The 20,233-nt window shown below is 72.4% G+C and carries 22 protein-coding genes and 1 tRNA gene; 16 read left to right on the top strand and 7 right to left on the bottom strand.

Going from position 1 to position 20,233, the window contains the following annotated elements; translation table 11 throughout:
* Window positions 1-33: 33 nt before the first annotated feature.
* The 5 genes from AC3ANM_RS14330 (at window position 34) to AC3ANM_RS14310 (ending at window position 5,711) form a co-directional block, all read left to right on the top strand.
* Window positions 34-951 (top strand): heme o synthase, encoded by a 918-nt coding sequence (locus tag AC3ANM_RS14330; RefSeq protein WP_488285090.1) that lies wholly within the window; start codon window positions 34-36, stop codon window positions 949-951.
* Complete coding sequence (locus AC3ANM_RS14325) at window positions 945-1,478, top strand: hypothetical protein (protein ID WP_488285089.1); 534 nt, start codon at window positions 945-947, stop codon at window positions 1,476-1,478. Before AC3ANM_RS14330 ends, AC3ANM_RS14325 begins: the two co-directional genes overlap by 7 nt.
* Window positions 1,475-3,259, top strand: coding sequence for a copper resistance CopC/CopD family protein (locus AC3ANM_RS14320; RefSeq protein ID WP_488285088.1), 1,785 nt, complete (start codon window positions 1,475-1,477; stop codon window positions 3,257-3,259). Before AC3ANM_RS14325 ends, AC3ANM_RS14320 begins: the two co-directional genes overlap by 4 nt.
* Window positions 3,260-3,408: 149 nt before the next feature.
* The gene (locus tag AC3ANM_RS14315) at window positions 3,409-4,521 is read left to right on the top strand and encodes an SPFH domain-containing protein (protein ID WP_488285087.1); all 1,113 of its coding nucleotides are present in this window, start codon (window positions 3,409-3,411) and stop codon (window positions 4,519-4,521) included.
* A 164-nt stretch (window positions 4,522-4,685) separates the two neighbouring features.
* Complete coding sequence (locus AC3ANM_RS14310) at window positions 4,686-5,711, top strand: hypothetical protein (RefSeq protein WP_488285086.1); 1,026 nt, start codon at window positions 4,686-4,688, stop codon at window positions 5,709-5,711.
* A 33-nt stretch (window positions 5,712-5,744) separates the two neighbouring features.
* On the opposite strand, the gene AC3ANM_RS14305 is transcribed toward AC3ANM_RS14310, so the two are convergent.
* Both AC3ANM_RS14305 and AC3ANM_RS14300 read right to left on the bottom strand, forming a co-directional pair.
* Complete coding sequence (locus AC3ANM_RS14305; protein ID WP_488285085.1) at window positions 5,745-7,277, bottom strand: flavin monoamine oxidase family protein; 1,533 nt, start codon at window positions 7,275-7,277, stop codon at window positions 5,745-5,747.
* A complete protein-coding gene (locus AC3ANM_RS14300) occupies window positions 7,274-8,533 on the bottom strand; it encodes a flavin-containing monooxygenase (protein WP_488285084.1) in 1,260 nt (419 codons plus the stop codon). The genes AC3ANM_RS14305 and AC3ANM_RS14300 overlap by 4 nt, the downstream gene beginning before the upstream one ends.
* Before the next feature lie 57 nt (window positions 8,534-8,590).
* Between AC3ANM_RS14300 and AC3ANM_RS14295 the strand changes: the two genes are divergently transcribed.
* The 3 genes from AC3ANM_RS14295 to AC3ANM_RS14285 all read left to right on the top strand — a co-directional run bounded on the left by AC3ANM_RS14295 (window position 8,591) and on the right by AC3ANM_RS14285 (window position 11,455).
* Entirely contained in the window at window positions 8,591-9,241 is a 651-nt protein-coding gene (locus AC3ANM_RS14295; protein WP_488285083.1) for a TetR/AcrR family transcriptional regulator, read from the top strand.
* Between the two features lie 169 nt (window positions 9,242-9,410).
* Window positions 9,411-10,085 (top strand): ABC transporter ATP-binding protein, encoded by a 675-nt coding sequence (locus AC3ANM_RS14290; RefSeq protein WP_488285082.1) that lies wholly within the window; start codon window positions 9,411-9,413, stop codon window positions 10,083-10,085.
* A complete protein-coding gene (locus tag AC3ANM_RS14285; RefSeq protein WP_488285081.1) occupies window positions 10,082-11,455 on the top strand; it encodes a hypothetical protein in 1,374 nt (457 codons plus the stop codon). The genes AC3ANM_RS14290 and AC3ANM_RS14285 overlap by 4 nt, the downstream gene beginning before the upstream one ends.
* Before the next feature lie 14 nt (window positions 11,456-11,469).
* On the opposite strand, the gene AC3ANM_RS14280 is transcribed toward AC3ANM_RS14285, so the two are convergent.
* Window positions 11,470-12,261, bottom strand: coding sequence for a hypothetical protein (locus AC3ANM_RS14280; RefSeq protein ID WP_488285080.1), 792 nt, complete (start codon window positions 12,259-12,261; stop codon window positions 11,470-11,472).
* 130 nt (window positions 12,262-12,391) lie between these two features.
* Here AC3ANM_RS14280 and AC3ANM_RS14275 point away from each other — a divergent pair, with 130 nt between their 5' ends.
* The 4 genes from AC3ANM_RS14275 to AC3ANM_RS14260 all read left to right on the top strand — a co-directional run bounded on the left by AC3ANM_RS14275 (window position 12,392) and on the right by AC3ANM_RS14260 (window position 14,558).
* Window positions 12,392-12,874, top strand: coding sequence for an ASCH domain-containing protein (locus AC3ANM_RS14275; protein WP_488285079.1), 483 nt, complete (start codon window positions 12,392-12,394; stop codon window positions 12,872-12,874).
* Window positions 12,875-13,078: 204 nt separating this feature from the next.
* A tRNA-Arg gene (locus tag AC3ANM_RS14270) sits at window positions 13,079-13,154 on the top strand.
* Window positions 13,155-13,431: 277 nt separating this feature from the next.
* Complete coding sequence (locus AC3ANM_RS14265) at window positions 13,432-13,797, top strand: hypothetical protein (protein ID WP_488285078.1); 366 nt, start codon at window positions 13,432-13,434, stop codon at window positions 13,795-13,797.
* 329 nt (window positions 13,798-14,126) lie between these two features.
* Window positions 14,127-14,558: an NUDIX domain-containing protein gene (locus tag AC3ANM_RS14260; RefSeq protein ID WP_488285077.1), complete on the top strand. Its 432-nt coding sequence runs from the start codon at window positions 14,127-14,129 to the stop codon at window positions 14,556-14,558.
* A gap of 19 nt (window positions 14,559-14,577) precedes the next feature.
* On the opposite strand, the gene AC3ANM_RS14255 is transcribed toward AC3ANM_RS14260, so the two are convergent.
* Both AC3ANM_RS14255 and AC3ANM_RS14250 read right to left on the bottom strand, forming a co-directional pair.
* A complete protein-coding gene (locus AC3ANM_RS14255; protein WP_488285076.1) occupies window positions 14,578-15,384 on the bottom strand; it encodes a dihydrofolate reductase family protein in 807 nt (268 codons plus the stop codon).
* A gap of 336 nt (window positions 15,385-15,720) precedes the next feature.
* Entirely contained in the window at window positions 15,721-16,008 is a 288-nt protein-coding gene (locus AC3ANM_RS14250; RefSeq protein ID WP_488285075.1) for a hypothetical protein, read from the bottom strand.
* A 99-nt stretch (window positions 16,009-16,107) separates the two neighbouring features.
* Here AC3ANM_RS14250 and AC3ANM_RS14245 point away from each other — a divergent pair, with 99 nt between their 5' ends.
* Together AC3ANM_RS14245 and AC3ANM_RS14240 are read left to right on the top strand one after the other, a co-directional pair.
* A complete protein-coding gene (locus tag AC3ANM_RS14245; RefSeq protein WP_488285074.1) occupies window positions 16,108-16,362 on the top strand; it encodes a hypothetical protein in 255 nt (84 codons plus the stop codon).
* A 101-nt stretch (window positions 16,363-16,463) separates the two neighbouring features.
* Complete coding sequence (locus AC3ANM_RS14240) at window positions 16,464-16,844, top strand: VOC family protein (protein ID WP_488285073.1); 381 nt, start codon at window positions 16,464-16,466, stop codon at window positions 16,842-16,844.
* A gap of 113 nt (window positions 16,845-16,957) precedes the next feature.
* Here AC3ANM_RS14240 and AC3ANM_RS14235 read toward each other — a convergent pair whose 3' ends face one another.
* Together AC3ANM_RS14235 and AC3ANM_RS14230 are read right to left on the bottom strand one after the other, a co-directional pair.
* The gene (locus AC3ANM_RS14235; RefSeq protein WP_488285072.1) at window positions 16,958-17,593 is read right to left on the bottom strand and encodes a hypothetical protein; all 636 of its coding nucleotides are present in this window, start codon (window positions 17,591-17,593) and stop codon (window positions 16,958-16,960) included.
* Window positions 17,594-18,065: 472 nt separating this feature from the next.
* Window positions 18,066-18,974 (bottom strand): aminoglycoside phosphotransferase family protein, encoded by a 909-nt coding sequence (locus AC3ANM_RS14230; protein WP_488285071.1) that lies wholly within the window; start codon window positions 18,972-18,974, stop codon window positions 18,066-18,068.
* A 108-nt stretch (window positions 18,975-19,082) separates the two neighbouring features.
* Here AC3ANM_RS14230 and AC3ANM_RS14225 point away from each other — a divergent pair, with 108 nt between their 5' ends.
* A complete protein-coding gene (locus tag AC3ANM_RS14225; protein WP_488285070.1) occupies window positions 19,083-19,868 on the top strand; it encodes an MBL fold metallo-hydrolase in 786 nt (261 codons plus the stop codon).
* Between the two features lie 52 nt (window positions 19,869-19,920).
* Window positions 19,921-20,223, top strand: a complete 303-nt coding sequence (locus AC3ANM_RS14220) for a hypothetical protein (protein ID WP_488285069.1) — start codon at window positions 19,921-19,923, stop codon at window positions 20,221-20,223.
* Window positions 20,224-20,233: the final 10 nt, after the last annotated feature.

Here is a 20,233-nt window from a genome sequence, read left to right as displayed (position 1 = left end):
CGCGGGCGGCACCCCTCCCCGGGGCGGTCACCGATGACCAGCTCCGCCGTCCCCCTGCCCCGGTGGGCCGCGCTGCGGACCACCGTCACGGCATACCTGGCACTGACCAAGCCGCGCATCATCGAGCTGCTCCTGGTGACCACCCTGCCGGCCATGCTCCTGGCCGCGAAGGGCTGGCCGCCGACCGGGTTGGTCGCGGTGACCCTCGGCGGCGGGGCCGCTGCGGCCGGCAGCGCGAACGTCCTCAACTGCTTCCTCGACCGCGACATCGACGCCGTGATGCACCGCACCGCACGACGGCCGCTGAACGGCGGGCTGGTCTCGCCCCGGGGCGCAGTCGCGTTCGGGTCGGCGCTCGCCGTGGGTGCGGTGTTCCTGCTCTGGTGGGCCACCACGCCGCTGGCGGCGGCCCTCACCGCCGCGGCCATCGTGGTCTACGTCCTGGGCTACACGCTGATCCTCAAGCGCCGCACGTCCTCGAACATCGTGTGGGGCGGCAGCGCGGGCTGCATGCCGACGCTGATCGGCTGGGCCGCGGTCACGGGACGGCTCGCGCTCGCGCCGTTCTTGCTCTTCGCCATCGTCTTCTTCTGGACGCCGCCGCACTTCTGGGCGCTGGCGATCCGGTTCCGGGAGGACTACGCGGCAGCCGGCGTCCCGATGCTGCCGGTGGTGGCCCCGGCCCGGACCGTGGTCCACCGCATGGCGGTCTACACCTGGCTCACCGTCGCGACGTCGCTGGTGCTGTGGCCGGTCGCGCACACCGGCCTGCTGTATGCCGGCGCGGCGGTGGTGCTCGGCGGGGTGTTCGTGCGCGAGGTCGAGCTGTTGCGACGGCAGGTGGCCCGCGGGGCTCCGGTGCGACCGATGCGGATGTTCCACGCGTCGATCAGCTACCTCAGCGCGCTGTTCCTCTGCCTGGCGGCGGACGTCCTGCTGAGGTCGTGGTGAGGACCCGCGCGGTCGCCATCCTGGTCCCGGTGCTCACGACCGCCCTCGTGGCTGGGTGCTCGGCGACCGCGCCGGCGGCCCGTCCCGATCCGACCGCCGGCATCGTGGGCACGGTCCGTGAGGGCGGCGTCACGGTGGCGCTCGGCTGGGCCGCCGGCCGTAGCGGCGAGCCGGTGCTGACGGCGCGCTTCACCCCGCAACAGCCCGGCTTCCACCTCTACAGCGTCGCCCTCCCCGCCAACGGCGTCGGCGGGGTGGGCCGGCCGACGCGACTCGAGGTCGGCGGCGCCCTGGCCCCGGTGGGCGCGGCGGTGCCCGACGCGCGGCCCGAGTCGCTGCAGGTCAAGGGGGTGGAGAAGCCCCTGGCGGTCTACCCCGACGGCCCGGTCACCGTGCGCCAGCGGGTCCGGGTCACCCACGGCCTGCCCGCCCATGCCTGGGTCACCTACGCGGCGTGCAGCCGCTCGACATGCCTGCCGCCGGTCATCCGTCACCGGGTCGACATCCCGCTGCCGGGTTCGTCATGACGCGTGGTGCCGTCCCCCGGGCCCTGCGGCTGGGACGCACCGGCATCCTGACCGTGGTCGTGGCCCTCGTGGTCCTGCTGCTGGGCGCCGGCCCCGCCTCGGCCCACGCCACGGTGCGGTCGACGTCCCCGTCGGAGGGCGGCGAGGTCGCCATGGCGCCCGCAACGGTGTCGGTCACCTTCGACGAGGGGGTCGGGATCAGCGCCGGGTCGATCAAGGTGGTGGACGGCCAGGGACGTGGGGTGACCGCGGGGCGGGCCTTCCATCCCGCAGGGGTCGCCCAGACGGTCGCGGTGCGGCTCACCCCCCACCTTGCCCGCGGCGCCTACCTGGTGATCTGGCACGTGGTCTCGGACGACGGCCACCCCGCCTCGGGCAGCTTCAGCTTCGGCTACGGGGTGCCGGCCGGACGGCCGGCGGCGCCAGCACGGGACGACACCCTGCTCGGCGGGGTGCACGAAGTGGCGGACTTCGGGGCGCTCGGCGGCTCGATCGTCCTGCTCGGCGCGGTGTTCTTCCTCAGCGTGGTGTGGCCCGGGGGCTGGTGGCTCGCCCGCTCCCGTTGGCTCCTGGCCGTGGCGTGGGGCGCCGCGATCGTCGGCACCGCAGTCCTGTTCGTCGTGGAGGGGCCCTACGGGGCGTCGCGGTCCCTGGCTGACGTCGCCGACGGCTCGCTGCTCGGGGTCACGATCGGCAGCATCTACGGCAAGCTGCTCCTATTGCGCCTCGTGGCCCTGCTCGCGGCCGTGTTCGTCTGGCGGTCTGCCCGTCGGCTGGGCCGGCCGCCGAGCCGGGTGGACCTCGGCGGCCTGGCACTGCTCGTCGTCGAGTCGTTCAGCTTCGCCGGGCACGCCGGGCAGGGGACCTGGGTGCCCCTCGCATCGACCATGGATGCTCTCCACGTGGCCGCGGCGTGCATCTGGCTGGGCGGCCTGCTGGTCCTGGGCTCGGTGCTGCTGACCCCGTACGTGGATGCTGCGGCCGCCGCCGACCTCGGCACAGTGCTCCCCCGCTGGTCCCGCGTTGCCATGGCCGCCGTGGCCACGCTGGCGGTCACCGGCGCCTACCAGGCCTGGCGGGAGGTCGGCGCCTGGGACGCCCTCGTCATCACGGCGTACGGCCGGCTGGTCCTGGGCAAGGTCGTGCTGCTGGCCGTGATGCTTCTCCTCGCGTCGTACGGGCGGCGCTGGGTCGCCCGCCACGCCGGTCGGGCGGGAGGAGGAGGCGGCGGCGGCGGCGAGCCTGCCGCCAGCGGAGGCGCCGCCAGATACGCGGGCCACAGGACGAGCGGCAGCGTCCTGGTGCGTTCGACCGGCCGCGCGGAACGGGCTCCGGCCCGGGTGGTGGCGCTGCGGCGGTCGGTCGCGGCGGAGGCGACTCTGGGCGCGGTGGTGCTCGCCCTGACCGCAGTGCTGGTCAACGCGGTGCCGGGACGACAGGCCTACCTGCCGTCGTTCACCACGTCGGTGGTGGCCCGCAACGCCGCTGGCGGCACCATCCGGGTCGACGTCACGGTGCGCCCCACCAGCCCCGGCTACGAGGGGATGTCGGTGCGGGCGTCGACCCCCGGTGGTCGGCCCGTCGCCCTTCAGCTGGCGGCCGCCTCGTTCACCAACCCGGCACATGGGGTCGGCCCCATCGACCTCGACCTGCCCACGACGGCCGGCCGCGTCGACGACGCCCTCGTCAGCGTGCCCTCACCCGGACGGTGGCAGGTGATGCTCCGGCTCCGGGTTGACGCCTCCACCTTCGTCGCGGCGACCGGCTACGACGTCGGCTAGCGCGGCCTTGCGCAGACAGTGCAACGGTGGCCTCCCGTCGGAACGCACGACCCGCTGTGCCCCCGAGGAAGTTCCCGACAACGTCCCTGCCAGGAGCGGCGGCTGCAGTACGTTGCTGGCGAGGGTCGGAGCATCTGGAGGGCGGCGCGGTGGGACTGTTCGACAAGATCACGGGCGAGTTCATCGACATCGTCCAGTGGACCGATGACACCCGGGACACGATCGTGTGGCGCTTCCCGCGCTACGAGAACCAGATCAAGAACGGGGCGCGGCTCACCGTCCGGGAGAGCCAGGTCGCGGTCTTCGTCAACGAGGGCCAGATCGCCGACGTCTTCCAGCCCGGGATGTACACGCTGGAGACCGCCAACCTGCCGGTCCTGTCCACGCTCCAGGGGTGGAAGCACGGCTTCAACAGCCCCTTCCGGGCCGAGGTCTATTTCGTCAGCACCCGCCAGTTCACGGACCAGAAGTGGGGCACACAGAACCCGATCGTGATGCGCGACCCCGAGTTCGGCATGGTGCGGATCCGGGCGTTCGGGGCCTACACGTTCCAGGTCAGCGACCCGGCGGTCCTGCTGCGCGAGCTGGTCGGCACCGACCCCGAGTTCAAGACCGACGAGGTCTCGGAGTTCATCCGGCAGTCGGTGGTCGCGCGGGTCGCGAGCGCGCTGGCCACCTCCGGCGTGGCCGTGCTCGATGTGGCCGCCCACCAGAACGAGATCGCCCAGCGGCTGGCACCGATCATCAGCGAGGACCTGAACCACCTCGGCCTGACGGTGCCGCGCTTCATCATCGAGAACGTCTCGCTGCCGCCCGAGGTGGAGAAGAACCTGGACGCCCGCACGTCCATGGGCGTGCTCGGGGACCTCGACCGGTACACGAAGTTCGAGGCCGCGCAGGCGATCGGCACCGCGGCGGCAAACCCCGGCGGCACGGCCGGCCTCGGCGTCGGGGTCGGGGCCGGTGCCGCCCTCGGCGCGCAGCTCGCCTCCGCCCTCCAGCCGACGGCGGTGCCTGCGCCCGCACCGGCGGGTCCAGCGGCCACGGTTCCGCCGCCGCTGCCCGGGACGACCCAGTGGTACCTCGGCATCAACGGCCAGCAGGTCGGGCCGCTGAGCCCGGCGGAGGTGGCCGGCCGCGTCGCCGACCGCTCCGCCACATCCGACACCCTGGTCTGGCGGGCCGGGATGCAGGAGTGGACGCGACTGGGCGACGTCCCCGAGCTCGAGGGCCCCACTCCCCCTCCGCTGCCGCCGGCCTGATGCCTGCCGACAGCGCGTCCGGGGTCCCGGCTCACGGGGCGCCCGGGGCTTCGACGAACCCCACGGAGCCCGCGGCTCCGGCGGCGTCCGCGGCTCCAGCCGCCTCTGAGGCGAACACCCAGCACCAGTACGCCTGCAGCTCCTGCGGGGCTGCGCTGGAGTTCGTGCCGGGCACGTCCACCCTCAGCTGCCCCTACTGCGGCTCGCGGACCGAGATCGCGCTCGCCCCAAGCCACAAGAACGACTACGGCGCGTATGCCGCGGCGGCGCACGTCGCGCTCGCCTCGCTGCCGCCGTTCTCGGTCGAGTGCGCCAACTGCGGGTCGGCACAGGCCACGACGGCCTTCTCCAGCCGCTGCCCGACCTGCCACGGCGCCCTCGTGGTCACCGACGACCTCCACGGCCAGCTCAAGCAGCCCGACGGGGTCGTCCCGTTCTCGGTCACCAGGGACCGCGCCACCCAGGAGTTCAAGGACTGGGCCGGATCACGCTGGTTCGCGCCGAACGCCCTGAAGAAGGTCGTCCGGACCGACAGCATGGTCGGCTGCTACCTGCCGCACTGGGGTTTCGACGACCGGACCACAACCGACTACACCGGCCGCCGCGGCGAGCACTACTGGGTGACGGAGACGTACACCGTCACCGTGAACGGCCAGCAGGAGACCCGGACCCGCCAGGTCCAGCACACCCGCTGGTATGCCGCGTCGGGGCGCGTCTCGCGCGCCTTCGTCGACGTCATCGCACCAGGGGTGACCGCCCCCGGCGTGAGCACCCTGGACAAGCTCGGACCCTGGCAGACCACCGCGGCGGCGGCCTACGAGCCGAAGTACCTCGCCGGGTTCGACACCCCTCGCTACACCGTCCCGGCCGACGCCGGCTTCGCCGACGCCAGGCGCCAGATGGCCAGGCAGATCGAGCAGGACTGCCGCGCCGACATCGGCGGCGACGAGCAGGAGGTCTCGTCGATGCGCACCATGGACGCGGACGTGCTGTTCCGGCTGCTGTTGATGCCGCTGTGGATGGCGACCTACATCGTCGGTGGCAAGACGTACCACGTGTACGTCAACGCCAACACGGGCGAGGTCGTCGGGGAGCGTCCGTACAGCGCCGTCAAGATCACCCTGCTCGTCCTGGCGATCGTCGTCGCCGTCGCGGCCGGCCTCCTGGTCTACCGAGCGTCGCAGGGCTGACGGCGGTTGGCCGTCGGCGGGCGACGTCCGCCTTCAGCCTGCGTCGAGGACCTCACGCGCGGCCCGCAGCCCCGCGCTGATCGCCCCATCCATGTAGCCGGTCCAGTACGTCGCGGTCTCGGTGCCGGCCCAGTGCACCCGGCCGTACGGCTCGCGGATGTGGCGGCCGTAGGCGGTGACGACGCCGGTGCCGGCGACCGCGGTCGGCCCGCCGGTGGACCACTGCTCGTGGGTCCAGTCATGTTCGACGTAGTCGACGGCGTCCAGCGCCTGCGGACCCACGATCTGGGCGAACGCCTGCAGGATCCCCTGACGGCGCTCGGCGAGTGGGCGGTTGCCCCAGTCGCGCCAGGTCGAGCCGCCGACGAACGCCAGCAGCACGCCGACGCTGCCGTCCGGCGGGCTGTTGTCGAAGCTGACCCTCACCGGACCGGAGTCGATGAGCCCCTGCCCGGACAGGCCGGCGTCTCGCCAGAACGGCCGGTCGTAGACCGCGTCGCACTTCATCAGGCTGCCCATCGGGAGCCGGTGCAGCAGCTGGGCCTGCAGCGGGGGCAGTGCCGGCGCCCAGTCGACGGCGGCGGCCAGCGGCGGCGGGACGGCCACGACGACCCGCGCGGCGGCGACCGTTCCGCGGTCCGTGACGACCTCGACCCCGCCGCCGTCCTGGCTGATCCGGCGCACCGGCGCCTCGAGCGCGACCGTGTCGCCGAGCTGGTCGGCCAGACGCAGGGGGATCAGCCCGGACCCGCCGACCACGCGGGAGTCCTGGGCCCCGCCGCCGGTGCTCGCCGAGCGCTCGAAGGTGCCCGGGTTGTCGGCGTTGCCTGCGGTGGCGACGTACCAGACGAGGTACAGCAGTGACATCTCGGCAGGGTCGGCCCCCACCAGCGGCTGCAGCCACGACAGCAGGAGGGTGCGGGTCGCGGGGTTGGCGGTGTTCTCCCGCAGCCAGGTGTCGAAGCTCTTCGCGTCCCACTCGGCGGCGCGCGGCGCGTTCCAGGGCGCATCGACCGGCACCTGCGTGGCCATGTCGTCCAGCTGCAGCTGCAGCTTGGCGGCATCGGGCAGGATCGTCGGGTCCGGTGGGACGGTGCCGGTGTAGCGCAGGGTCAGGCCGTGCGCCACGTAGACGTTCTGCCCCTGGTCGTACTCCTTGAACGTCGCGATGCCCAGCTCCTTCAGCAGCGCGAGCACATGGTCCTGGGTCGGCCCGACGAACGCGCCACCTGACTCGACCACCTGACCGCCGGACAGGGTGTGGTTGAGCACCCGGCCCCCGACCCGGTCCCGCGCCTCGAGCACCAGCACCGATCGGCCGGCCCGCTGCAGCTCGCGTGCCGCAACCAGCCCCGAGATGCCCGCCCCGACGACGACCACGTCGACCCGGGAGGGCAGCGGCGGCCGCGACGCGGCCGCCTCAGCACCCGGTATGCCGTGCGCCGCCGGATGCGCCGCTCGCACCGAGGCGGCCGAGGCTGAGGCAGCCGTCGCCAGGCCCGCCGCGCCGAGCAGGCCGGTGCCGGCAAAGCCCCCCAGCAGACGCCGGCGGCTCACCCCGGTCATGACGCCACCCCCGTAGCCGCCGCCGTCCTCGCGTCGGCGTCCGCCGCGCCAGGTACCGGCCGCGACAGCGGTTCGGGCACACCAGGATCCGGCGAGCCCTGGCGTCGCGCGGCTGAACTGCTGTCCCCGGGCGGCCGCCCCTCCGCGACCGCCCGAGCCACACGCCGGGCCTCGATCCCGATCTCGCGGAACATCCCGCTGACGGGGTTGGCGAAGCCGACGAAGTACAGCCCCGGCGCGGCCGGGAGCGTGCGTGCACCGCGCGGCATCGGCCGCCCCGTGCGATCCAGGACGCCGAGGTGACCGACGAGGGGCTCGAGCCCGCGCCGGTAGCCGGTGGCCGCGATGACGACCTCTGGCTCGAGACTCGACCCGTCGGCCAGCAGGACCCGCGGACCGTCGAAGCCGGTCAGGCCCGCGACCGGCTCCACCCGGCCTGCCCGGACCGCATCAACCAGACCCACGTCCAGGACGGGGATCTCGCCACGGGCTGCCCGTGCATACGCTCCCGGACCCGGGTCGGGGAGCCCGTGCGCGGTCAGGTCCGGGACGGTCCGGCGCCGCAACGGCTCGATCAGGGCGTCGGCGAGCCGAGGCGGCAGGTGCCGCATCGCCACGCCCCCGAGGGTCGCCGGCACGCCGAGGGTCTGTCTCTGCAGGATGTGCGGTGGCGTGCGCACCGCGAGCAGCACCCGCCGCGCCCCGTGCTCGCTCAGGTCGACCGCGACCTCCGCCCCCGTGTTGCCGGCGCCGACCACGAGCACCTCGCGACCGGCATACGGCCGCCCGTTGCGGTAGTGCGCGGCGTGGAGCAGCTCGCCGGTGAAGCCGGCGCGGCCGGGCCACTCCGGCACGTCGGCGGTGTGGTTGTGGCCGGTGGCCACCACCACGGCCGCCGCGGGGAGGTCACCGGCGGTCGTGCGCACCAACCACGCGCCGCCGCGCCGATCGACCCGCGTGACCTCCACGCCCGTGCGGACGTCGATCCCGTGATGCTCGACGTAGCGGTCGAGGTAGCGCACCACGCCGTCGCGCGAGACCCAGCGACCCTCGCTGGCGGGAATGCGCAGCCCCGGCAGGTGCGAGAGGAACCGTGGGGTGTGCAGGTGCAGCCGGTCGTAGTGGGCGCGCCAGCTCGCTGCCGGCTCTGCGGCCCGTTCGAGCACCACCGCGCCGATCCCGCGCCTGCCCAGCTCGGCGGCCACGGCCAGCCCGCCCGGCCCTGCCCCGATGACGACGACCGGATCCGTGCCCATCGACGACTCCCTCGAATATGAACATGATTCAGGTTCTGGTCTTTGTACACTCGGGTCATGCCTGCCGCAACAGCACGGACACGGGGCGAGACGGCCCCGGCGACCGCACCGGGGGACCGTCGCGCGCCGAGCCAGCGGCGCAGCCGGGAGCGCGTGGAGCTGGTCCTCGACGCGGCGGCGGACCTGGTGGTCGAGGAGGGTGTCGGCGGCCTGTCCACGCGGGCCATCGCCGCCCGGGCCGGGGTGCCGGTGGCGTCGATCTACCAGTACTTCACCGGCCGTGACGCGATCGTCCTGGCCCTGGTGCAGCGCGACACCGCCGAGATGGACGCCCGGGTGGCCGAGGCGGTCACCTCGCTGCCCCATCCGGACGTCCGCTCGGTCGTCGAGGCGACGATGCGGGCCTTCGTGTCCGTGTACCACCGGCGTCCGGGCTTCGTGGTGATCTGGTGGCGCAGCCGCACGAACGCGGCGGTGAAGGACTTCTGCCGGGAGCACAACCGGCGCGTCGCGACGATGCTGCACGGGTTCGCGATCGAGGCGGGGCTGCTCCGTCCCGACACCCCGGTGCGCGACGTCGAGCTCGCGGTCGAGGTCGGGGACCGCGTGTTCGAGCTCGCCTTCGAGCACGACCTGGGCGGCGAGGAGGACCTCATCGCCCGGGGTGTCGACCTCGTCAGCGGCTACCTCGAGCGCTTCGCGCCGTAGCCGGCCCCGCGCCGGGTCGCCGGGTGTCCGGAACCCGTTCCTCGTCTCGAACTGCAGGGTGTTGGACTTCCCTCACGGAACCGCGGAGGATCTGGCTGGCGAGGACTGCCGAGGCCGCCTCGGAACGCCGGAGCAGGGACGTCGGTGGCGCACGAGGGAGAGGGAGCACATGGCTGGGGCTGCGGAGACCCGGGGCGCTGACGGCGCCGTCGAGCCGGTGTCGCTGGTCGCGGCCGGGGTGGGCAAGGCACTCGACGGCAACGTCCTCCTGCGCCCGATCGACCTCGCGGTCGGCTCCGGGCAGTGCGTGGTCCTGCGCGGCGAGAACGGCAGCGGCAAGACCACGCTCCTGCGGATCCTCGCCGGCACCATGGGCCCGAGCGAGGGCAAGGCCACCGTCGACGGCGCTGTCGCCGACGAGCGCAACCCGGCCATCCGCCGCACTGTTGCCGCCCTCATCGGCGCGCCCACGGCATACCGCGACCTGACCCTGGGCGACCACCTGGTCCTCCTGGAGGCCACCTGGGGTCGTGGTGCGGGAGCGGACGAGCGCGCCGTCGCGATGCTCGCGGCCCTCGAGATCGGCCACCTCGCCGACCGCTTCCCGCACGAGCTCTCCTCGGGCCAGCAGCAGCTCTTCCACCTCTCGCTGGTGCTCACCCGGCCCGCGCGGGTGCTGCTGCTGGACGAGCCGGAGCAGCGCCTCGACACCCACAAGCGGGGGCTCCTGGGCGACCTGCTCCTGACCCGCAAGCAGGCCGGCGTGGCCATGGTCGTCGCCTGCCACGACCCTGACCTGACCCAGCGCATCGCAGACCGGGTCATCGACGTCGTGCCGGCATGAGCCGCGACGCCGACCTGCTGCGGGAGGCGCGCAACAGCATCACCGGCGAGCAGTCCGCCGGTCCTCGCAACGCCGCGTATGCCGTCTACGTCGCGGTCATCGCCGCTGGCACCTATGGCGTCCCGGCCGCCCAGGCGTTCTTCCGGTTCCTCGACCCGCAGTGGCTGGCCGCCCACCTGAGCGGGAGCCGCGCGGTGGTCGCCGGGGGCCTGGCCCTCGTCCTCACGCTGGCCTTCGCCTACCGCGCCGGCCGGGTCCGCGGGCCGGTCGTGCCCGAGCTGCCCTACCTCGACCAGGTCGCGACCAGCCCCCTGGACCGCGCGGTCGTCCTGCGCCGCTGGTGGCGGCTGGGCCTGCTCGGCTGCGCCGTCGGCGGGCTCCTACTGGGCGTCGTCACAGGAGCCGGTATGGCGATCGCGTCCCTCGCGGCTGCCGTCGCCATCGTGCCGGGTGGGCTGGCGGGGGCGCTGGTGGGCGCGGTCGTCGCCGGGACGTGGCTGCACGGGCAGGTCCGCGCCTGGCCGGTCGGCGATCGTGGGCTGGGGCTGGAGCTCGGGCTCGGGCCAAGGCGGTCCCTGCGGGCCCTGCACCTCACGCTGCTGCGGACCCAGTCCGCCCGCTCGGTGACCGTCGGCGGGGCGGTGCTCGCCGGCGACCTCCGGGCTGCGCGCCTGGAGGTGGCGGCACCGACCACTCGCGGACGCGCGATCCACCTGCGGGCCCGGGGCCCGGTCGGGACGGTGGTGTCGCGCGACTGGCTCGGCCTGCGGCGGGCTCCCGGCAGGGGGGTGATGGGTCTCCTCCTCACGGCCGCCGCGGCATACGGGCTGGTCCGGGCGGCCGCGGGGCTGCCCAGCCTGATCACCCTGGTCAGCGTGCTGCTGGCCTATTTCGGGCTCGGCGCCTGGTCGGAGGGCCTACGGCTGCACGGCGACAACGCCGGCACCCCGCCCCTCCTCGGCCTGAGCCCGATGGTCGAGGCCCGGGCCCACCTGGTGATGCCCGGCCTGCTCTACGTCCTGACTGTCTCGGGAGTCGGGCTGGTGATGCTGGGCTCAGGCCACGGGTCGCTGCGAGGGCTGCTCTGGGCCCTGGCCATGGGCGGGATCGTGCTGACCGGCCAGATGATGGCGGCGTTCCGTGGCCTGCCCCCGATGTCGGCCTTCTCGCCGTTCGGCGGCATGTCAACCATGGTCGCCTGGCAGTCCGTCTCGCTGATGGTGCCGGTCATCTGCGGCACCGCAGCCACGGCGGCGTTCACGTCGCGGTCGCCACTGAACGGGGTGCTCGTCCTGGCTCTGGCCACCTGGGTGACGGCGCTCGTCGGTGCCCGGCGGGTCCACCGGCTCTTCGACGCCCACCGCGGCTGAGCCCCGGCCGGGAGTCACGCCACCGGCAGGGGCCCTCGGCCGGGACCCTTTGCCGCAGCGTCAGCTGCCACCGTCCCGGAGTGCATCACCACGTGCGCAAGACCCTCATCGCGCCGTTCACCGCCCGATCGGCTTCCCCACCCGTTCTCGTGCGCGAGGACCCACCCCGCGCAGACCACGGACAGCGCCAGTGCGGCGACCAGGGCGACGCCACGGCGACGCGCTCCGGGGACCGACAGCCGCGTCCCCCCGGTCAGCTGCCAGGCGGGCCAGATCCTCGCCAGCACGTGCAGGCCGGTGACGACGGCCCACACGACGAACGCTCCCTTGTGCAGGGTGAGCGTGCCGAGACCCAGACCCGGCACGGAGACGAGCGGCTGGCGACTTGCCGACTCACCCTGCAGCACCAGGGCCACACCGGTGCCCAGCAGGCCGAGCGTCGCGGCCACCACGAGTGGCCCCAGGACTCGCAGCAGCAGCGGAGGCGGGCCGGCCTGCCGGTACGGCGCCCGTCCGGTGTAGTAGCGCACAAGGCGCCATCCGGTGGTCGCGGTCTTCAGGAGCGCCGGCGGCACCAGGATGACCCCGAGGGCGAGGTGCCAGCTGATCAGGCCGCGCACGTCCAGCAGGGTGACGAGCTCGGCCACGAACAACACCAGCAGCACCAGGCCGGTCCACGCGGTGAGCCGCGCGTTACCCGCCGGGCCACCGGAAGCGCCCACGACGGGGTCTGCCCGGTGGGCGCGGCCAATGGCCGCCTCCCAAGCATCGGTTCCTGCCTGCTCCAGCCGCGACTGCCCGCTCACCGGGTCAGCCAAGCACACTCCAGGCCCACGAGCGGGGACGGCTGCGGCCATTCTTCTGGCTCCGGGCCGCGCATCGTCCGCAGGGTCCTCGGTCGGCGCCGACGCATCGTTCTGCGTAACGTGAGGGTTCGTGGACATCGCCCCCGCCGACCAGGCAGCAGTCGACGCGATGTGGGCGTGCTACGTCACGGACAGCGGCTACGACGGACCGCTCGTGACGGCCTTCGCGTTCGGCGACTCTGCCGAGCTCGCAGACGAGCTCGGGCTCCTGGTGCTGCACGGTCCCAAGAGGGCAACCGCGGGTCTGCTGCGGGCTTTCGAGGCAGAGGACGAGCCGTTGCCCCAAGTGGGCGACCGGTGCCTCGTGCTCGGTGGCGACGGCCGGCCGCTGGCCGTTGTGCGCACGACGGACGTGCGTGTCGGCCCGCTCACCTCGGTTGACGACTCCTTCGCGTGGGACGAGGGCGAGGGTGACCGGACGCGGGACTGGTGGCTGGACGCCCATGCACGCTTCTTCACCAGCCAGTGCGCGGCGATGGGCTTGCCGTTCTCCGACGACCTGGGTGTGGTCTTCGAGCGGTTCGAGCTGGTTTGGCCCTTGACCAGGACCTGAGCGGGCGGTCCGGCGGGGGCGGCCGCGAGCACAGCCCCGCCCGAACTGCGCCGAGGATCGGGATCCGTCGCGGGCGCTGGGCTGGGTCGGCACGGCACGCGCGACCACGATGGGGTGGGCGGTGGCCTTGGGCTACCCTTCTCACGGCGTCACCATCGGGGCAGGTTCCAGCGAGCCGTGCAGCGAGGGTTGCGACCAGGCCCCGCCCTCGTAGCTCAGGGGATAGAGCACCGCTCTCCTAAAGCGGGTGTCGGCAGTTCGAATCTGCCCGAGGGCACCACCAGTTTCCGCAGGTCGGAGGCCCTTTACGGCCCCCTGGCCACCCGTCGCGCCGTCACCGCACGAGCGAGCTGCCTGTAGCAGGGCACACCCGAGCAGGGCACCAGCGTCGGCGCGCTTCTACACAAGTCTGGACGCATTTGTGTGCCCCTCAGGCTCACGGCGGTGCGCTCGAACCAACTCTGTTCAAGATGCGCCGAACGGGCGATGCCGCTCATCGCGCTGGTGCCGCACCATTCGCCATCGGGTCCTTGTTGAGGGGCCGGAAGGGGTGTGCCGTGACCCACACGCGCCGGATCGTCTTGCTGATCGCCCTCGCCATCTCCGCCATTGCCATCCTCGGTTTCTCTGCGCTGGGCAACTTCGTCCAAACCCTGGGGCCAACGGGTCCGGGCGAGCCTGGATGGAAGGCGGAGGTTCGCAACGACCTCAACGCCACCGTGGACGTCCGCACGTCGGTGGAGACGCTCCGCCTTCGACCCGGAGCCAGCGACATCTTCGTTGCCACTGGCCCAGCGCAAGTCCACCTCACCCTGGAGCTGGTCGACTCGCGCAGCAACGCCACTCTCGGCTGTCTGTCCGTCCTGCTCGACAAGGCCAGGACCGTGCCGGTCCGACTAAGCCAGACGAAGCCGTGCCAGTGACGCCCGCGCACTGGGGAACCAAGGTGTAGAGCGAGACCACGGCAGCGGCTCCACCCCTGCCCGGCCCAGTTCAGGGGCCAGCCAACGTGGCCCCCACCGGCCATGATCGGTCCGCAACCGCAACAACAACGCCTCCACCTCCGCGCCCTCCTGCCACGGACGGCCCGCGGCCGATGCAGACGGTCCACCAACCCCGGCAGACCGAAGTCCCGATAACGGCCCAACCTGGCATGCACTGCCTCACGCGAATCCCCATACCGGGCCGCGACCTCAGTCACCGGCGCACCCGGCGCACCCGGCGCATCGGCCAGAGCCTCCAAGACCGCGTGATGACGCTGCTCCACAACGCTTATGGCGCGGCTCCGTCGCGCACCCTGGCCCGGCTCGCGCCCTCCGCGCTTCGCCGGTGGGACCCCGCGCTGCGGGCGGCGCTCCGCGCCGTCCTCACGCCCCCCACCGCTACGCGCTCACGGGCGGAAGCAGTGGAACGCGAGGTGTTGGAGGAGACCGGCTACCTGGTGGAGGTCGGCTCGGCGATCGCCGCGCATTCGTTCACCACCCCCGATGGTGGGCGAGACGGTCGGCCCTACAAGTCGCTACGCGTCGTGTTCTCGGCAAACATCATCGGGGGCGAGCTCGGCACCACCGAGATTGGTGGATCGACCGACTTCGCTCAGTGGGTCCCGCTGGAGGAGGTCGAGGACCTCGACTCCAAGGCTGACATCATGGACGTCGCCTATGCCGCCGTCAGGGCTCGATGACGATGCTGGACACCATGGGCTAGGCCTCTTGGTGCCCTTCTGACTGCATCTGCCGAAGCACGGACCTCGGATGCTGCACTTCGTATCGCGCCCAGATGCTCCCCATGGTTCCTTGGACGAGCCCCATTGGGCGGAGTCGGACTGGTGAGCTTCCGCGTGGCAGTGGGGTGCCGTCAACGAATGACGGGGTGCTCAGACCGCCGACGAGGGCCGGGAAGGTGATCACGTGAACCTCGTCGACGAGTCCAGCCCGCAGTAGAGCGCCGTTGAGGCCGCCACCCCCGTCCGCGATGACGGTGCTGGCACCCAGCGTGGCTGCCAACCGCTTCAGTGCCTCATATAGGTCCACTCGGTCCTCGCCGACGACGAGGTAGCCGACGCCCAGCTCTCGGAGGTGTTTCAGGTATCCGCTGGGCGTCGTCCGGCACACCAGGACCAGCAGGGCGGTCTCGTCATCCCCGGTGTACGTCCAGTCCACGCGCCTCCTGCCATCGACGACGGCGAACCAGCGTGGGGCCCGCCGGGGCAGGTGGTCGGTGTAGAGCTCCTCCGCCTCCCCCTCAGAGCACTCGGCCCATCGCGAGGTCGCGTCACCGGCAACAAAGGTCCCGCTGCCCTCGAGGACGACCGTCGGTGTGTACGAGTCCTCGATCCAGCGCCGCCGTTGCTCGATCAGAAGTTCAACATCGTCCGGCCACGCTGCCTGCCATCTCGCGCTAACCCCCGGATCCAACAACCGCTCGGACTCAGTCACCGTCACCCTGCCGTCGACACTTGCGGTCGTGGTCAGGACGACTCGGGGTCTCCAGGGAACAGGCGCACTCATCGCGGCAACGTATCGGCGGGGACCGACACGTCGTCCGTGGACGTACTGGCCTGGCGCGATCCACTCGCCTGATCCGACAAGTGCCAACCTCAGCCGATACACGACCGTCATGCATCAACCCGATCCAGTCGGAATGCCCCGCCTCGACTACTCCTCGGCTCACCGTCTCGGGCGCTGTCAACGACGGAGGCCCGCTCGGGGCCGACTACCGAGGGACCCGCTGCACCCTCTCGACGTGTCCGGTTCTTCAACCGCGTGCGCCCGGCCGCCGTACCCGCATCGCAGCGGGTCACCGCTCCGCCTGAGGACTTCAGGTCAATGCGCAGGCCGCCGCCGTCAGCCGGACTCGGACAAGAAATAGGTGAGCGCCGTGAGCGTCGCCGAGGCAAAGATCGCCCCAGCGGCCAGACCGAAGGCTCCCGCTTTGAACCACGTGACGCGCCGAGACAGCCAGGCTCCGACACAGAGGGCTAACGCCACAAGCCAGCCGGCCGTCAATCGCCCTGACGCAAGCATGACGCCGCCATTCAGGTACCAGCCCAGCGCGGCCCCAACGACGAAGAGCGCGGCAAGCGCGGCAGCCCGCAGCCACCACTCCGCCATGGTGCGCACGTCCTCGCCCATACCCCGCTCGCTCCCCTCGGGCCACTTGCCGTCGACCAGTCTGCCCGGCGCACCGCTCCCCCCGCGAGGCTGAGACGAAAGACGAGACATGGCCACCCGGTGGGGAAGGCCAGCCAGCGCCAGAGCAGGTTCGCCGAGGCATGGCTCGTCGCGATGTCTTTCGCCCCCATCCTCGGGATCGCCACCGAAGCCACCTACTTCTGGCAGCCAGGGCGCCAGGGCTGGCGACTGCTCCAGCTCAACGGCTGGGCCGTTCTGGGCGGACTCTGGCTCGCTGAATGCCACTGTGGCGCAGGCTTCTCGAACGGTCCCGGCAACGTCATCCGGATCATCTCCGGTCAGGACGGGCGCTAAGTCGCGAGCCCGCCCAACCTTTGCCGCCGTCGTTGATCGGCAAAGGCGGCGGCGCGCGATACACCCCGCGAGTGCGCGGGCCGGCCGCTACTGTCGCGGCCATGTTCCGCACTCCCCAGGTCATCCTGTTCAGCGATGACGTCTCGCGGGCCATCGCGTTCTACTCCGCCCTCGGTTTCGAGGAGACGTTCCGGGTCCCGACGCAAGGAGAGCCCATCCACGTCGACCTCGAGCTCGACGGCTACAAGTTCGGGATCGCCTCGACGGCCTCCACCCGGGACGACCACGGCCTCGACCCGGTTCCCACCGGTCAGCGCGCAGCCGTCATCCTGTGGACCGACGACACCGCCGTCGCCTACGCCAAGCTCACCGCTGCCGGCGTGCGAGGGCTGGCGGAGCCGCACCAGTGGCTCGGTCGCCTCCTGATCGCCTGGGTCCAGGACCCCGACGGCAACCCGATCCAGATCGTCCAGCACCTCTGACGGCTCGCGCTGCGGAGGGCGTTCGGGAGGGTGCACCGAAGACGCCACGAGGGCCCTGGGCCTGCGCGGGTGGCAGGTCCAGGGCCCTCCAAGGGTGTTCAGGCCGAAACGCCTCAGCCGCGCGGGCCGCCGGGACCACCGGGGCCGTGGGTGCTGGTGGTGATGGTCTTGAGGTCCTTGCTCACCTCGAGCATCACCATCGCGCCCGCCTTGGTGCCGAACACGTCATACGAGCCGTCAGGGTCCTTGCGGACCGAGGACACGGTCACCGCGGAGTCCTTCGCCTTGACCGCATCCGTGACCTTGGCCAGCTCGGCGCCGGTCACGGCGGCGTCGTGGCTGCCGCCTCCGCCCGGGTGCCCGCCGGGACCACCGGGACCGTGGGTGTTGGTGGTGATCGTCTTGAGGTCCTTGCTCACCTCGAGCATCACCATCGCGTCGGACTTGGTGCCGAACACGTCATACGAGCCATCGGGGTCCTTGCGGACCGACGACACGGTCACTGCGGAGTCCTTCGCCTTGACCGCATCCGTGACCTTGGTCAGCTCGGCGCCGGTCACCGTGGCGTCGTTGTGCGGATTCGCGGCACCGTCCGGCCTCCCGTACCCGCCCGGCGCGGTGCCATAGCTTCCGGTCGTGGGCGAGGTGGACGGGGTCGTCGCGGCGTTGGACAGGGCAGCACCCGTCCCGATCAGGCCGGCCGCGGCCACGACGGCCGCAGCGCCGGTGAGGATCTTGTTGGCGGGCATGCTTGCTCCTTCGTCGAGGGGCGGTCGGGCTGGCCGACCATTGCCCTCACGGTGTCGCGCACGCCTATGGCCATCCTGTGAAACCGGTAGCAGCCGCGTGTGGCTTCCCGGCCCGCGATCCGGGTCATGCCGGGCTCGACACCGCCCGCGGCCTTGCCCAGACAGCGGCGTCGTCGACGGAGCGCATGATGGTCCGCATGACCGACCTCGAGAATGACGGGTGGACGTTCGAGGCCCGCCGCCATGATTGGTCACCCACCCGTCTGGGGTGGTGAACCGCTGGTGTGCGAGGCGTTCACCCGGCGCGCAGCCTGCAAGCACGCCGCGAACGTCGTGCGGATGAAGCAACGCCACATGCGACGCACCCGCTGACGCGGCAGGCGCGGCAGACGCGGGTGGCTCACATCCGCCTCGGCGGCGCCAAGTTCATTGAGCGCCAACGACGCTCGATGCCTGACCCGCCGTCCCCGCCCTAGCCGTGCCGCTCGTGGTCAGCCAGGACGTCGCCGATCAGCCGCGCCTCGGCCGCCACCCGGTCCCGGTCGCTGTCGAGGTGCCCGGTCAGGCCGAGCAGCGCCTTCCACAGCGCCCACCCCCGGGCCCGGGCCCAGGTCCCCTCGTCCTGCTCCGCCGCCTCCCGGAAGGCCTCTCGGCTCGTCCCACCCAGCAACGTCCACGCGATCACCAGGTCGCACGCCGGGTCGCCCACGCCGCAGGTGCCGAAGTCGATGACCGCAGCCAGCTGCCCACCCTCGACCAGCAGGTTCCCGGCAGCGACGTCGCCGTGGAACCACACGGGCTCACCGGTCCACTCGGCAGCGAGGGCCGCCTGCCAGACCGCCGCTGCTCGACCGGTGTCGATGTGCCCCTCGGCCGCAGCCAGACACCGGCGCGTCTCCTCGTCGTAGTGAGCCGGCGAGGCGCCCCGGTAGAAGCTGTGCTCACCGGCGGCCGGCCCCCCGACGACGTCGCAGCGCTGCAACGACCCGAGGAACTCGGCCACCGACACCGCAAACCCTGACAGGTCCTCGACCCGCGCGGTCGAGGCGGTCTGACCCGGCAGCCACTCGCGGACCGACCACGGAAACGGATAGCCCTCACCCGGTTCGCCGACGCCCAGCACCGTCGGCACGGCGACCGGAAGGCTTGGCGCCAGCTGCGGCAGCCAACGGTCCTCCTTCAGGACAGCCGGCACGTAGCCGGCCGCCGTGGGCAGGCGCACCGACTTGTCCTCCCCGAGCCGGTACGTGCGGTTGTCCCAGCCGTCAGCCGAGACGGGGACCACCGGCAGGTCGTCCCAGTGGGGGAACTGGGAACGGACGAGGCGCCGGACCAGGTCGGCCGTGATGCCGGCGCGACCGTCCGGCGGGCTTGGCGTCATCGCACGATCCTGAACGTCCCTCCGGCCCCCGACAAGCGAGTTTCCCGCCGCCGCCGGTCCAAGAATCGGCAGGCCAACGTCCACGGCCTGTCACTAGGGTCGTGTGCCATGCACCTGACGGTTCTCGGCGGCTGCGGAGCATGGCCCACGGCAGCTCAGGCCTGCAGCGGATACCTCCTCGAGCACGACGGGTTCCGCCTGCTCGTCGACCCCGGTTACGCCACGCTGCCCCGCCTCCTCGACCACGTTGCAGTCGACACGGTCGACGCGGTGCTGATCAGCCACGGGCACCCCGACCACTGCGCGGACCTCAACCCGTTGCTGCGGGCCAGGGCCCTGAGCGACGACCCGCCGCCGGCCCTGCCGGTGTTCGCTCCCCACGGAGCGCTGGACGCGGTCCTCGCGCTCGACAAGCCGAGCATGCTCGCGGGCTCCTACCGTCTGCACGAGTTCCAGCCCGGCGACCGTTTCGACGTCGGCCCCTTCGCCTCCGCCACGTGGCTCCTGCCCCACTTCGTGCCCAACGCCGGCATCCGCCTGAGCACACCCCAGGCCGTGTTCGCCTACACCGGCGACACCGGCCCCAGCCCGGACATCCCGCGCCTCGCCGAGGGCGCCGACCTGCTGCTGTCTGAGGCGACGTACCTCCACCGGGTGCCGGCCGCCGACGCGCCCTACCTGCTGACGGTGCGGCTGGCCGGTCAGTACGCCGAGCAGGCCCGTGCCGCCCGCCTCATGCTCACCCATCTCTGGCCCGGGACCGACCCGCAGGCCGCCGAGGACGCCGCCGCCGAAGCCTTCGGCGGACCGATCAGCGTCGCCTCGCCCGGGATCACCACCCGTGTCCCGTCGCAGGGCTCCGCCGCACAGCCCCCGAGCCGTCGCCCCGGGTAGTTATCCCCAAGCGCCACCGCACGGCCCCGGCCATCTCGGCTATCACAGACCCATGGACTACAAGGTGGGGGACGTCATCAACGGCCACGCGCTGACCGCCGACAACCAGTGGCACCCGGTCCCGGTGGGGGCCGGCACCATGCCCAGGAGGCCACTGACCTACGGCCAGCGTTACGCACTGCGGTGGACGTGGTCCGCGCTGGCCGCCGCGGCCGTTGCCGTGCTGCTGGTGGTCCTGCACCCCGGTGCAGAAGACCTCACCTCGGCCATCGTCAGGGCCCTCGGGGCGTCGGTCGTGAACGGCTCCGTCCTCAACCTGGTCGTGGCTGCCTTCCCGGAGAGAACGCACCGCTGAGCCAGCCCGC

It is taken from the genome of Oryzihumus sp. JJN4-3R, from assembly GCF_057747915.1.
This window is presented reverse-complemented; position numbering and strand designations above follow the sequence as displayed.